We start from the raw sequence: 12,865 nt of genomic DNA, 5'->3' as shown, positions 1-12,865 counted from the left end.
GACCCGGTCGCTCCGTCGCCACCCAGCTACGTCGCTACGTGGTCGGCCGGTCGGCGAGCGCGACGGGCGGCTCGTCGTCCATCTCGAAGGCCAGCGGGAACGGGGCGTGGCCGGCGAGCCGGAACCAGCGCACCTTGCGATGCCGGCGAAGGGCGCGTGCCGCGCGTACGGCGTCGTTATGGAAGCGCCGGGCCATGGGCACCCGGCGGACCGCCTGGGCCAACTCCTCGACGGCGGCGGGGCCGCCAGGGGCGGCGCGTACCGCCTCCATCTGCCCCTCCTCCCCGAGGACCGCCCGCAGCGCCTGGCTCAGCTCGCTCTCGGCGACCTCACGGTGGTCCTCCTCGGCCTGCCGCGCCGCGTGTGCGGCCTCGTACAGGACGATCGAGGCGGCGGGGTCGAGCACTCCGGAGGTGGCCAGTTCCTGCGCCACGGAGGCGCGCCGCAGCAGTTGGGCGTCCAGGGCGGCGCGGGCCGCGTCGATCCGGGCGTGCAGCCGGTCGAGGCGCCCTGCGGTCCAGCTCAGGTAGAGGCCGACCGCGAAGAGGAAGACCGCGATCCAGATCAAAGTGGAGGTCACGGGCCCAAAGGCTACAGCTGCGGGCCCCGGCGGCGGTCAGGCCGTAGGTGACGGCCGGTCAGGTGCGGGTGTGACGGGCGGTCAGGCGCGTAGGTCGAAGGGGGCCGGCGTGTGCTTCGTAGAGGGCAGCCCAGCGCGTGCGCGGCGCGCCGGCGGGCGACCGGCCGGGCTCCGCCACCCCGCCCGCGCGGCCACGACGCAAGGGCCGTCGTCCAGGACCCCGCCCATGACGTGTCCGCACGGACTCCGCCGCCGCGCTCGCACCGCCACGACGTGCCGCGCTCACACCGCCACGACGTAAGGGGCGCCAGCCATAGCCGACGCCCCTTACAAACCCCCGTAACGCATTCCCGGCGGAACGCCCGCGTCAGTCCCGCGCCAGCCCGAACCGTGCCCGCAGCCCGCTGCGTTCGTCCGTCGCCACCGCAGCCGCGCCCGTCGTCACCGTTTCGTACACGGACAGGATGTCGGCCCCCACCGTCGACCAGTCGAAGCGCCGCACGTGCTTGCTGCCGCGCCGGCTCAGTTCCTCGCGACGGCCCGCGTCGCCGAGGAGCCGGATCGCGGACGCGGCGAGCGCGTCCGCGTCCTCGTTGGCGAACAGCTCGCCCGCGTCGCCCTGGTCGAGGACCTGGGCGAACGCGTCGAGGTCCGAGGCCAGGACGGGCGCGCCCGCCGACATGGCCTCGACGAGGATGATGCCGAAGCTCTCGCCGCCCGTGTTGGGCGCCACGTACACGTCGACGCTGCGCAGCAGCCGGGCCTTGTCCTCGTCGCTGACCATGCCGAGGAACTCGACCTGACGGCGCATCTCTTCGGGGAGGCTGGCCACCGCCTCCTCCTCGTCACCGCGTCCGGCCACGAGCAGCCGGGTGCCGGGCCGCTCGGCCAGGATCTTCGGCAGGGCCTTCATGAGGACGGGAAGTCCCTTGCGGGGCTCGTCGATCCGCCCGATGAAGCCGATCGTGCCTCCCTCCCACTCGGGCTTGGGCCGGGCGCGGGCGAAGAAGTCCACGTCGACGCCGTTCGGGATGACCACGGCGTCGCCGCCGAGGTGCTCCACGAGCGTGCGCCGCGCGTACTCGCTCACGGCGATGCGTGCGCTGATCTTCTCCAGGGCGGGCTGGAGGATCGGATACGCGGCGATCATGGCGCGCGAGCGCGGGTTCGACGTGTGGAACGTGGCGACGATCGGCCCCTGCGCGGCCCAGCAGGCGAGCAGCCCGAGCGACGGCGAGGCCGGCTCGTGGATGTGGATCACGTCGAACGTGCCGTCGTGCAGCCAGCGCCGCACGCGCGCGGCGCTCAGGAAGCCGAAGTTGAGCCGCGCGACCGATCCGTTGTACGGCACGGGGACGGCGCGGCCGGCCGAGACGACGTACGGCGGCAACGGCGTCTCGTCGTCGGCCGGTGCGAGGACCGAGACCTCGTGCCCGAGGGCGATGAGGTGCTCCGCGAGGTCGCGGATGTGGAACTGGACGCCGCCCGGCACGTCCCAGGAGTAGGGGCAGACGATGCCGATCTTCACGTGCGGCGTTCCTCCAGGTCGGCGAGCCACAGGCGCTGCAGCATGTGCCAGTCCTCCGGGTGTTCGGCGATCCCTGTGGCGAAGGCGTCGGCCAGCGCCTGTGCCATGACAGACGTCTTCTCGGCGCGCGTACCTGTCTGGGGCACCTCGACGGGCGGGTGGACGCGTCCGCGCATGACGGGCGAGTCGTCGTACCAGAGGGTCACGGGCAGCAGGAGGGCGCCGGTCTGCTGGGCGAGTATGGACGGGCCGGCGGGCATCCGGGCGGTGTCGCCGAAGAACCTCACCGGGACGCCGGACTCGGAGAGGTCGCGGTCGGCGACCAGGCAGACCAGGCCGCCCGCGCGCAGGCGGCGGGCGAGCGTGCCGAAGGCGGAGCCGCCGCTGTGCGGCAGGACCTCCATGCCGAGGCTCTCGCGGTACGCCACGAAGCGGTCGTACAGCGTCTCGGGCTTGAGGCGCTCGGCGACCGTCGTGAACGGAGTCTCCAGCTCGGTGGTGACCCACGCGCCCGCGAGGTCCCAGTTGCCGAGGTGGGGCAGGGCGAGGATGACGCCCTTGTCGGCGGCGAGGCCGTCGGTGAGGTGGTGCACGTCGGCGACGTCGAAGCCGTTCCTGATCCGGTCCGGGCTCCAGGACGGCAGGCGGAACGATTCCATCCAGTAGCGCAGGTAGGAACGCATACCCGCCCTGGAGAGCTCCTTGAGGCGCTCCGGGGTCGCGTCGGGGACCACGCGCGCGAGGTTGGACTCCAGGCGCAGGACGCTCTTGCCGCGCTTCTTCCACGCGATGTCGGCGATGGTGCGGCCCAGGCGGGTCGCGGCGGGCTCGGGGAGCTTCTTGACGGTGCTCCAGCCGGCTCCGTACAGCGCGTCAGTCAGTCGCTCTCGGGCGGTGCTCACGAGGCGGTCCCGCTTTCCTGCGCGGCCGCGGCGTCGGCCTCGGCCGACTCCCTGCGCACGGTCACCATCCGCTGGATCAGCGTCACGAAGCTGCCCGCCGCGACGACCCACAGGGCGATCGGCAGCAGGACCTGGATGCCGGGCACACCGAACTTGTGCAGCCCGGCGAGGCCGGCGCAGACCAGGGTGATCACGAGCCGCTCGGCACGCTCCACCAGGCCGTTCACCGCGACCGGCAGACCGATCGCCTCACCGCGCGCCTTGGTGTACGACACGACCTGGCCGCTGGCGAGGCAGAAGATGGAGACGGCGCACAGCATGTTGTCGTCGCCGGATCCCGCGTACCAGAGGGCGAGGCCGCCGAAGATCGCGCCGTCGGCGACGCGGTCGAGGGTGGAGTCGAGGAAGGCTCCCCAGCGGCTGGTGCGGCCGAGCTGGCGCGCCATGTTGCCGTCCACGAGGTCCGAGAAGACGAACAGCGTGATGACGATCGTGCCCCAGAAGAACTCTCCGCGGGGGAAGAAGACCAGCGCGCCCGCCACGACCCCGGCCGTACCGAGGAGCGTGACCGCGTCGGGGCTGACCCCACGACGGATGAGAAACGCGGCGAACGGTGTGAGGACACGCGTGAAGAATGCACGCGCGTACTTGTTCAGCATGGCCTTCCCGAGGGTCGGATGGCCGCGCGGCCCTTCTGGCCACCGGCTGGCCCATCGTAGTCACGCACATGCGTGAACGGCCGTCGGGCACCCGCGCGCCTCGCGTGATCATGGTCGAGGGGATCACGCGCGTCCGGCGCCGTCGCGTACGACGTATGGACGCACCGTGACGGGAGTGGAAAGCTCGAAGACAACCGCGGGCGTCGCCGGAGCCGCCACCGCGGGTCCCGCGTTCGTCCGCGCCCCAGTAGGGACCCCCTCTTCAGGAGGGGCGCCACCTCACCGTGCGCGTAACCGGGAGGCAGGGCATGGGCGACAAGGCGAACACACACACCGGAGCCGCCGGAAGGGCTACAGCGGCCGACCATCCCGCATCCGTGCGGAATGTGGTGCTGGTCGGCCACAGCGGATCGGGCAAGACCACACTGGTGGAAGCTCTCGCGCTGACAGCGGGAGCGGTGAACAGGGCGGGCCGGGTGGAAGACGGCACCGCGGTTTCCGACTACGACGAGATCGAGCACCGGCAGCAGCGCTCGGTGCAGCTCTCCCTCGTCCCTCTCGAATGGGGCGGGTACAAGATCAATCTTCTGGACACGCCGGGATACGCGGACTTCGTCGGGGAGCTGCGGGCCGGCCTGCGCGCGGCCGACGCGGCGCTCTTCGTCGTCTCGGCGTCGGACGGCCCGGAGACCATGGCGGGCGCGACGCGCATGGTGTGGGAGGAGTGTGCGGCGGTCGGGATGCCGCGCGCCATCGTGGTGACGCACCTGGAGGCGGCCCGCTCCGACTTCGAGCAGATGACCCGTACCTGCGAGAAGTTCTTCGGCGGTGACGACCCGGACGCGGTCATCCCGCTCTATCTGCCGCTGCACGGCGAGCCGGGGCCCGACGGGCACGCGCCCGTGACCGGCCTGCTCGGCCTGCTGTCGCAGCGCGTGTTCTGCTACGCGTCCGGTCAGCGCGAGGAGTCCGATCCCGACCCCGCTCAGCTGGCGCTCATCGAGGAGGCCCGTAACCGGCTGATCGAGGGGATCATCGCCGAGAGCGAGGACGAGACCCTCATGGACCGGTATGTCGCCGGGGAGGAGCTCGACCAGAAATCCCTGGTGGAGGACCTGGAGCGGGCCGTCGCGCGCGGCGTGTTCCACCCGGTCCTGGCCGCCGCCCCCGCCCTGCCGGGCGCCCGGCAGGGTATCGGCACGGTGGAGCTGCTCGACCTCATCACGCGCGGGTTCCCCACTCCCCTGGAGCGCGCGGCTCCGGTGGTCACGACGCCGGCGGGCGACTCGCGCACGGTGAGCGCCTGCGATCCGGACGGCCCGCTGGTCGCCGAGGTCGTCAAGACGTCGTCCGACCCGTACGTGGGCCGCGTCTCGCTGGTACGGGTGTTCTCCGGAACGCTGCGCGCCGACGACACGGTGCATGTCTCGGGCCACGGTCTCGCCGACCGCGGGCACGAGGACCACGACGTCGACGAGCGCATCGGCGCCCTGTCGGTGCCGTTCGGGAAGCAGCAGCGGCCGCTCGGGCAGGTCATCGCCGGTGATCTCGCGTGCGTGGCCAAGCTCAGCAGGGCGGAGACCGGCGACACCCTCTCGTCCAAGGACGACCCGCTCCTCATGGAGCCGTGGGACATGCCGGACCCGCTGCTTCCGGTGGCGATCCGGGCCCACAGCAAACCGGACGAGGACAAGCTCTCGCAGGGTCTGTCGCGACTGGTCGCCGAGGACCCGACGATGAGGCTCGAACAGAACCAGGACACCCACCAGGTCGTCCTGTGGTGCCTCGGCGAAGCACATGCCGACGTCGCCCTGGAGCGGCTGCGCAACCGGTACGGCGTCCAGGTCGACGTCGTCCCGCACAAGGTCTCGCTCCGGGAGACGTTCGCCGGCACGACGTCGGGACGCGGGCGCCATGTGAAGCAGTCCGGCGGGCACGGGCAGTTCGCGATCTGCGAGATCGAGGTGGAACCGCTGCCGGGCGGCTCCGGCATCGAGTTCGTGGACAAGGTCGTCGGCGGCGCGGTGCCCCGCCAGTTCATCCCGTCCGTGGAGAAGGGCATCAGGGCGCAGGCCGCGAAGGGTGTGGCGGCCGGTTATCCGCTCATCGACGTGCGGGTCACGCTGCTCGACGGCAAGGCGCACTCGGTGGACTCGTCCGACGCGGCGTTCCAGACGGCGGGCGCGCTGGCGTTGCGGGAGGCCGCGGGTGACGCGCGGATCCACCTCCTGGAGCCGGTCGCCGAGGTGACGGTTCTCGTCTCGGACGAATTCGTCGGAACGGTGATGAGCGACCTGTCGGGGCGGCGCGGCCGCGTGGTCGGGACGGAACAGGCCCCCGGGTCACGCACCGTCGTCCGGGCCGAGGTCCCGGAGATCGAGATCGGCCGTTACGCGGTGGACCTGCGGTCCCTGTCCCACGGCACCGGACGCTTCAGCCGCGCGTACGCCCGGCACGAGCCGATGCCTCCGCAGCTGAGCGACCGGATCCGCGAACAGGCGCAGGACGTCTCCTAGTTGGCGACTAGTTGGCGACCTTCCGGCCGCCCGACGGCAGGCCGCCCGCCCGGCCCCCTTCCGGGCGGGCGGCTTCCGCCGTCCCCTGACGGATGTCGGTGCGCCCGGATACGCTGATGACCTGATCAAGTCGATCACCTGATCAACAGGTGTGCGGGGCAGGGAAGTCGGGAAGGCCGCAGAGCGTAGGCGGGCGGCGATGGGGGCGGCAGTGGCGGACGACGTATTCGACTTCAGGCCCGGGGCCCAGGTGCCGTTGCACGGGTCCGCGGGCCAGACCGCGGCCACGTACGCCCTCGCCTCGGCGGCGTACCGGGACGCGAAGGTGGAGACGCTCCTCGACGCCAACGGCGAGTGGCACAAGTCCGAGGTGAAGAAGGGCATTTGGTCGCTGGCCGCGCCGAATCTGGGCGAGGCGTTCTCGCGGGCCGTCCAGGGCCGGCTGCTCGGCGGCGCCCGCAAGCCCCTGATCCAGTCCTTCGGCACCGATCCGCAGGTCGTCGTCGAGCACTGTCTCGCGGCCAACCGGATCCGCAGGCAGCGCGACAGCTGGCTGACGGCCGTGATGGCGCTGTGCGGACTGATCTTCCTGCCCGGTCTGATCGCGTGGCTGCTCGTCTTCCAGGCACGGCGCGCGATCAGCAAGCACGCGAACAAGCGCACGGCGGCCATGTTCACGACGCTGATGGTGGCTGCCGCCGCCGTCGCCGTGATCTTCCTGGTCAAGCTGCCGCTGTCCGGCGTCTGGGCCTGGTACCTGCGGGCTGCCGTCGTGGCGCCCGTGATCGGCTGGCTGTGGGCCCGGCAGATCTGCGAGCGCACGGCCCAGGACATGCGTGAGCGCTGGGACAGCCTGCTCTCCGGCGGCGGCATCGGCGCGAAGATCCCGGAGGCGGTGCCCGGCAGCCCCGGCGAGACGGCCGCCGAGCAGCTGCGCCAGGGACTGGCCAAGCTCAGCGCCGAGCAGCAGTCGAACGCCGTGTTCTACGCGGGCCCGAAGGGCATCCTCGGCATGGGCACGCGCTGGGGCAGCTGGCAGCTCGCGGAGGAGCTGGTGCCGCGCGAAGAAGGCGCGGAGATCCACCCGTTCCGCAGCTGGGACGTCGTACGGGCGATCCACGACCAGCTGAAGCTGCTGGAGCGCGGCCCGCTGCACACGGGCGGTTTCCCGACCCCGTCGATACGGCACTGGATCGTCTCCCCCATCGGGGAGAACGCGAAGAACGTGGCGCGCCCCAGCGGCACCGACGTCGAGGCCTTCCAGGTCAAGAGCCACGAGATACAGCGCATCTGCAACGAGCAGCAGTTCGGCAGCGGCGACCGCCACTATCTGGGCGTCCAGTTCACGCTCTGGGACGGCCAGTTGGTGATCACGATGCTGATCACGGTGACGGTCCTGCACGAGACACTGCGCATCGAGATCACGGGCCACGCGCTCGGCCCGGTGCACTCCCTGTTCACCACGAAGTCCGAGCCGAAGACGAAGGAAGTCGCCAAGCCCATCAAGTTCTGGGAGACGGTGGAGCGGAAGCTGCCGCTCATCGAGCCCGACGAGGTGGTCCGGCTCGCGGTGCGCGCCCCCTTCACCTGGTACCCGCCGCTCCTGGACTACATAGGCGGCAAGCTGGTCCTCCCCGAGCCGTTCGGCCTGCGCCACGCGTGGGCGGACAAGCCGTGGCGGCACCGCTTCATGGCGGACGACGCGCTGCGCACGGCCACCCCGGTCCTGCGCGTCGTGCACGCGGCGGCGATCAAGGTCCTGGAGGAGAACGGCGTGAACACCGAGCAGTTCGGCACACGCTCGGGCGTCCTCAGCGGCCTGGTCCAGGCACCTACGCCCACGAAGGCGGACGTGTACGAGGCCTAGGCCAACGGTCAGCCGACGACACCGGTCACCGCTGCCATAAAAATCGCCCACCCCGGCGGACGGTCCGGGGCGGGCGATCAAGCGGTCGGGCAGTCGGTCGGCCGGTCAGCTTCCGTCGGCGTCGGGCCAGGCCTTGGCCAGCGCCGTCCTCGTGTCTCCAAGGAGCTGCGGCAGCACCTTCGTGTGCCCCACCACGGGCATGAAGTTGGTGTCGCCGCCCCAGCGCGGAACGATGTGCTGGTGCAGATGCGCGGCGATGCCGGCCCCGGCCACCGCACCCTGGTTCATCCCGATGTTGAAGCCGTGCGCGCCGGACGCGGTGCGCAGGGCGGTCATCGCACGCTTCGTGAAGAGCGCCAGCTCGGCGGTCTCGGCGTCGTCCAGGTCCGTGTAGTCGGCGACGTGCCGGTACGGCAGCACCATCAAGTGGCCGCCGTTGTACGGGTAGAGGTTGAGGATCGCGTAGACGCTGGTGCCGCGCGCCACGATCAGGGCTTCCTCGTCGGTCAGGGCGGGTGCGGCGCAGAAGGGACAGCCGTCGTCGGCCCCCGGTCCCGTCGGCTTGTTCTCACCCTGGATGTAGGCCATCCGATGCGGCGTCCAAAGGCGCCCGAACCCGTCCGGCTCACCCACCGGCCCCGTGTGCTGCTCCGGCTCACTCGTCATGAGGTGCAGCATATGGCTTCGCCCGTTCGGCCCGTGTCGGAGGGGCGGGTACCCGGACGCGCGGAGATCCTTGCCCCATGGACGACAGCCGGCGGACGCCGTGGGAGCGACGGATGGAGGTCCCGCTCTCGCTGGCGTCCCTGCTGTTCCTGACTTCGTACGCGGTCCTGGTCCTGGGCCCCGGTCTCCCGGGGGCCGTGCGCCATCTCTGTCTCGCGGCGATCATCACCGCGTGGGCCGTCTTCATCCTCGACTTCGCCGTCCGGTGGCGTGCCGCCCGCTGGCGTCTCGCGTTCGTGCGCGCGCACTGGCTGGACGCGGTGATCGTGCTGCTGCCGCTGCTGCGCCCGCTCCAGGTCGTACGGACCTACGACGCCGTGCGGCAGCGCCGCGAGCGACCGCGGCTCGGCCTGCACGCCCGCGTGGTCGTCTACGCGGGCCTGTCCGCGACGCTCATCGGATTCGCCGCGTCGCTGGCCGAGTACCAGGCCGAACGGTACGCGCCGCACGCCAGCATCCGTACCTTCGGGGACTCGGTGTGGTGGGCGTGCGCGACGCTGGCCACGGTCGGGTACGGCGACGTGGTGCCGGTGACCCCCACCGGACGCGTGGTGGCCGTGGCCCTGATGGGCTGCGGGCTGGCGCTGCTCGGGGCGGTCACGGGCACGTTCGCGTCCTGGCTGCTCAAGACGTTCGCGCGCGAGGACGACGAAAGGCCCCCGGGAAATCTCCCGGGGGCCTCCTGACGTCGTACGCCCGTCAGCTGCGGACGTCGCGCCGCTGACGTCACGCGGCCGGCATCAGACCTGCACGCGCTCCTCGACGACCTTGACGATCTTCTCGATCGCCTCGTCGACGGGGATGCCGTTCTCCTGCGTGCCGTCGCGGTAGCGGAAGGAGACGGCACCGGCGGCCATGTCCTCGTCACCCGCGATGATCATGAACGGCACCTTCTGCTTCTGCGCGTTCCTGATCTTCTTCTGCATACGGTCCGAAGAGGAGTCCACGTCGACGCGCAGCCCCTTCTTCTTCGCCTTGGCCTGGAATTCCTGGAGGTACGGGATGTGCGCGTCGCCGATCGGGATGCCGACGGCCTGCACGGGCGCGAGCCACGCCGGGAAGACTCCCGCGTAGTGCTCGAGGAGTACGGCGAAGAACCGCTCGATGGAGCCGAACAGGGCGCGGTGGATCATGACCGGGCGCTGCTTGGTGCCGTCGGGGCCGGTGTACTCCAGGTTGAAGCGCTCCGGCAGGTTGAAGTCGAGCTGCACGGTCGACATCTGCCAGGTGCGGCCGATGGCGTCCTTGGCCTGGACGGAGATCTTCGGGCCGTAGAAGGCGGCGCCGCCCGGGTCCGGGACCAGCGGGAGGCCCTGCTTCTCGGCGACCTGCCGCAGCGTCTCGGTGGCCTCTTCCCAGATCTCGTCCGAGCCGACGAACTTCTCCGGGTCCTTGGTGGACAGCTCCAGGTAGAAGTCGGTCAGGCCGTAGTCGCGGAGCAGGCCGAGGACGAAGGTGAGCGTCTTGTCGAGCTCCTCCGCCATCTGCTCCTTGGTGCAGTAGATGTGCGCGTCGTCCTGCGTGAAGCCGCGGGCGCGGGTCAGGCCGTGCACGACGCCCGACTTCTCGTACCGGTACACGGTGCCGAACTCGAAGAGGCGCAGCGGCAGTTCACGGTAGGACCGGCCGCGCGCATCGAAGATCAGGTTGTGCATCGGGCAGTTCATGGGCTTGAGGTAGTAGTCCACGCCCTCGTCGAGCTGCATGGGCGGGTACATGCCGTCGGCGTACCAGTCCAGGTGGCCCGAGGTCTCGAAGAGCTTCCCCTTCGTCGCGTGCGGGGTGTAGACGAACTCGTAGCCCTCCTCCTCGTGCCGGCGGCGCGAGTAGTCCTCCATGACCCGGCGGACGATGCCGCCCTTGGGGTGGAAGACGGCGAGGCCGGAGCCGATCTGGTCCGGGATGGAGAACAGGTCCAGCTCGTTGCCCAGCTTGCGGTGGTCGCGCTTCTCGGCCTCGGCGAGGAACTCCAGGTGCGCCTTCAGCTCGTCCTTCGACGGCCAGGCCGTGCCGTAGATGCGCTGGAGCATCGGGTTCTTCTCGCTGCCCCGCCAGTACGCGGCCGCGTTCCGCATGAGCTTGAACGCGGGGATGTTGCGCGTGGTCGGCAGGTGGGGACCGCGGCAGAGGTCCTTCCAGCACAGGTCGCCGGTCTTGGCGTCGAGGTTGTCGTAGATGGTCAGCTCGCCGCCGCCCACCTCGACGTTCGCACCGTCGTCCGTGGACGCGGAGCCCTTGATGCCGATGAGCTCCAGCTTGTACGGCTCGTCGGCGAGCTCCTCGCGGGCGGCCTCGTCGGTGACGACGCGGCGCGAGAAACGCTGGCCGCGCTTCTGGATCTCCTGCATCTTCTTCTCGATGGCCTTGAGATCCTCGGGCGTGAAGGGCTTCTCCACGTCGAAGTCGTAGTAGAAGCCGTCCTTGACCGGCGGGCCGATGCCCAGCTTGGCCTCGGGGAACAGCTCCTGCACGGCCTGCGCCATCACGTGCGCGGTGGAGTGGCGCAGGATGTTGAGGCCGTCCTCGGAGGAGATCTCGACGGGCTCGACCGCCTCGCCGTCGCGCACCTCGTACGCGAGGTCCTTCAGCTCACCGGCCACACGGGCGGCGACGACGGTGCGCTCGCCGGCGAAGAGCTCGGCGGCCGTAGTGCCCGTCGTCACCACGCGCTCTTCCCGCTCGGAATCGCGTTGGATGATCACACGGACGTCTGACACCGGACTTCTCCTACCTGAGGGGGCGTGTTCCACGAGCCGACGCGTACGCGATACACGTACACATCGGCTAGATGGATCGTACCGAGCCCGGGGCCCTCCTCGCGAAACAGTCTCCACAGCGCGCTCGCGGCAGCCCCCCGCCGCCTCACTCGTCCCCGGTGCACGCCTCCTCGAAGAAGTCCAGATTCTCCTGGAGCGACTTCATCAGCCGGTCCCGCTCGGCCTCCTCCACCTGCACCGGAACCACCCCGCTCGCCCCGGTCAGCCGCCGGAACCCGCCCCGGCTCTCAAGCCGCCCGTGCACCCGGATCGGCAGCCCGACAAGATGCGCGTGCCCGGCCGTCCGGTACGCGTCCTCGTCCAACGTGATCCGTACGTGCGGCACCTCCGCGCCCCCGATGACGTGCAGCCGTACCGTTCCCTCCCCACCCGGCCCCGACCGGCGCATCCGCACGACGGTGCCGGTGATGCGGACGGCGACCGACGGCTCGGCCCGCAGATAGCGGGAGCTCGCCTCCCTCAGTACGGCCAGGTCACCGGGCGAGAACTCGACGGGCGCGTCCCCGGCCGTGCACTCGTCGGGCACCCCGGCCGACGGCGACCACTCGATGCCGACGCTGGCCCCCTCCGTACCGCGGACCAGCGCGACGAGCGCTTCGACGAGTTCATGACTGACGCCCGCCGCGACCGCGCCGTCGAACGCGTCCATGCCGCCGGTGGCCCGCCGGTAGTCGATGGCCTCGCGCGCCGCGTACAGCGCCTGATGGAGGCGGACCGCGAGGGCGCGGCTCGTGGCGACGGGCGCGAACGCGGTGAGGCCGCGCCCGCCGGGGGCGTCGCCGACGAGGACGTTCTCCAGGGACGCGGCGGCGGGTCTGCGGTGGCGCGCGCCGTAGTAACCGGCCCGCTCCCGCGTGGCGAGCGCGGCGGCCAGCAGCATCTGCCGGGCGGCGCCGCGCAGTTGCTCCTCCACCGGCCAGGTCGCGCTGCCCGCGGGCCCGGCCGGGACGTCGCGCCACCAGCGGATCTCGTCGCTCGGGACGGCGAGCGAGACGAGGACCTCCCGCGCACAGGGCGCACCGCTCCGTTCCAGCGCCTCCAACGCCTCGCCCAGCAGTTCGTCGCTGTCGGGGAAGGCGCGGCTCTCGGGCACGAGAAGGCTGGTGCGTCCGGAGCCGCCGGGCAGCGTCCAGCGCACGTACCGTCCGCCGGCGCCGCCGCGGCGCTCCCAGCCGTGCCGGCCGAGCAGCGCGTTGAGCACGACGGGGTCGACCTGCGCCGGTTCGGGGCCTTCGAGGTCGGCGGGGTGGGACCGGGCGGGGTTCAGGGCGCGGACGCGCTCGTCGATCGGGCGGTGCTGCATAGGGTCT

General features: G+C 71.2%; 10 protein-coding genes. 3 read left to right on the top strand and 7 right to left on the bottom strand.

What is annotated here, in order from left to right; all coding sequences use genetic code 11:
• Positions 1–34 precede the first annotated feature (34 nt).
• The 4 genes from ABZ893_RS10260 to pgsA all read right to left on the bottom strand — a co-directional run bounded on the left by ABZ893_RS10260 (position 35) and on the right by pgsA (position 3,669).
• Entirely contained in the window at positions 35–580 is a 546-nt protein-coding gene (locus ABZ893_RS10260) for a hypothetical protein (RefSeq protein WP_361399798.1), read from the bottom strand.
• 367 nt (positions 581–947) lie between these two features.
• Entirely contained in the window at positions 948–2,108 is a 1,161-nt protein-coding gene (locus tag ABZ893_RS10255) for a glycosyltransferase family 4 protein (RefSeq protein ID WP_361399795.1), read from the bottom strand.
• Positions 2,105–3,010 carry a phosphatidylinositol mannoside acyltransferase gene (locus tag ABZ893_RS10250; RefSeq protein ID WP_361399792.1) on the bottom strand — a complete coding sequence of 302 codons (906 nt, stop codon included), beginning with the start codon at positions 3,008–3,010 and terminating at the stop codon, positions 2,105–2,107. Before ABZ893_RS10250 ends, ABZ893_RS10255 begins: the two co-directional genes overlap by 4 nt.
• A complete protein-coding gene (gene pgsA, locus ABZ893_RS10245) occupies positions 3,007–3,669 on the bottom strand; it encodes a phosphatidylinositol phosphate synthase (RefSeq protein WP_361399789.1) in 663 nt (220 codons plus the stop codon). The genes ABZ893_RS10250 and pgsA overlap by 4 nt, the downstream gene beginning before the upstream one ends.
• Positions 3,670–3,977: 308 nt before the next feature.
• On the opposite strand from pgsA, the gene ABZ893_RS10240 reads away from it, so the two are divergent.
• On the top strand, positions 3,978–6,185 hold the full coding sequence (locus tag ABZ893_RS10240; protein WP_361399786.1) for an elongation factor G-like protein EF-G2: 2,208 nt from the start codon (positions 3,978–3,980) through the stop codon (positions 6,183–6,185).
• A gap of 199 nt (positions 6,186–6,384) precedes the next feature.
• Positions 6,385–8,052 (top strand): hypothetical protein, encoded by a 1,668-nt coding sequence (locus ABZ893_RS10235; RefSeq protein WP_361399783.1) that lies wholly within the window; start codon positions 6,385–6,387, stop codon positions 8,050–8,052.
• Positions 8,053–8,157: 105 nt separating this feature from the next.
• On the opposite strand, the gene ABZ893_RS10230 is transcribed toward ABZ893_RS10235, so the two are convergent.
• On the bottom strand, positions 8,158–8,730 hold the full coding sequence (locus tag ABZ893_RS10230) for an HIT domain-containing protein (protein ID WP_361399780.1): 573 nt from the start codon (positions 8,728–8,730) through the stop codon (positions 8,158–8,160).
• 65 nt (positions 8,731–8,795) lie between these two features.
• Between ABZ893_RS10230 and ABZ893_RS10225 the strand changes: the two genes are divergently transcribed.
• Positions 8,796–9,464 carry an ion channel gene (locus ABZ893_RS10225; RefSeq protein ID WP_361399777.1) on the top strand — a complete coding sequence of 223 codons (669 nt, stop codon included), beginning with the start codon at positions 8,796–8,798 and terminating at the stop codon, positions 9,462–9,464.
• A gap of 54 nt (positions 9,465–9,518) precedes the next feature.
• On the opposite strand, the gene thrS is transcribed toward ABZ893_RS10225, so the two are convergent.
• Both thrS and ABZ893_RS10215 read right to left on the bottom strand, forming a co-directional pair.
• A complete protein-coding gene (gene thrS, locus ABZ893_RS10220) occupies positions 9,519–11,495 on the bottom strand; it encodes a threonine--tRNA ligase (protein ID WP_361399774.1) in 1,977 nt (658 codons plus the stop codon).
• A 145-nt stretch (positions 11,496–11,640) separates the two neighbouring features.
• Positions 11,641–12,858, bottom strand: coding sequence for a hypothetical protein (locus tag ABZ893_RS10215; protein ID WP_361399771.1), 1,218 nt, complete (start codon positions 12,856–12,858; stop codon positions 11,641–11,643).
• Between the last annotated feature and the right edge of the window lie 7 nt (positions 12,859–12,865).

This window comes from Streptomyces sp. NPDC046821 (assembly GCF_040645335.1).
Classification (GTDB): Bacteria; Actinomycetota; Actinomycetes; order Streptomycetales; family Streptomycetaceae; genus Streptomyces.
Note: the sequence above shows the minus strand (reverse complement) of the source record. Positions and strands in the feature narration are given on the sequence as shown.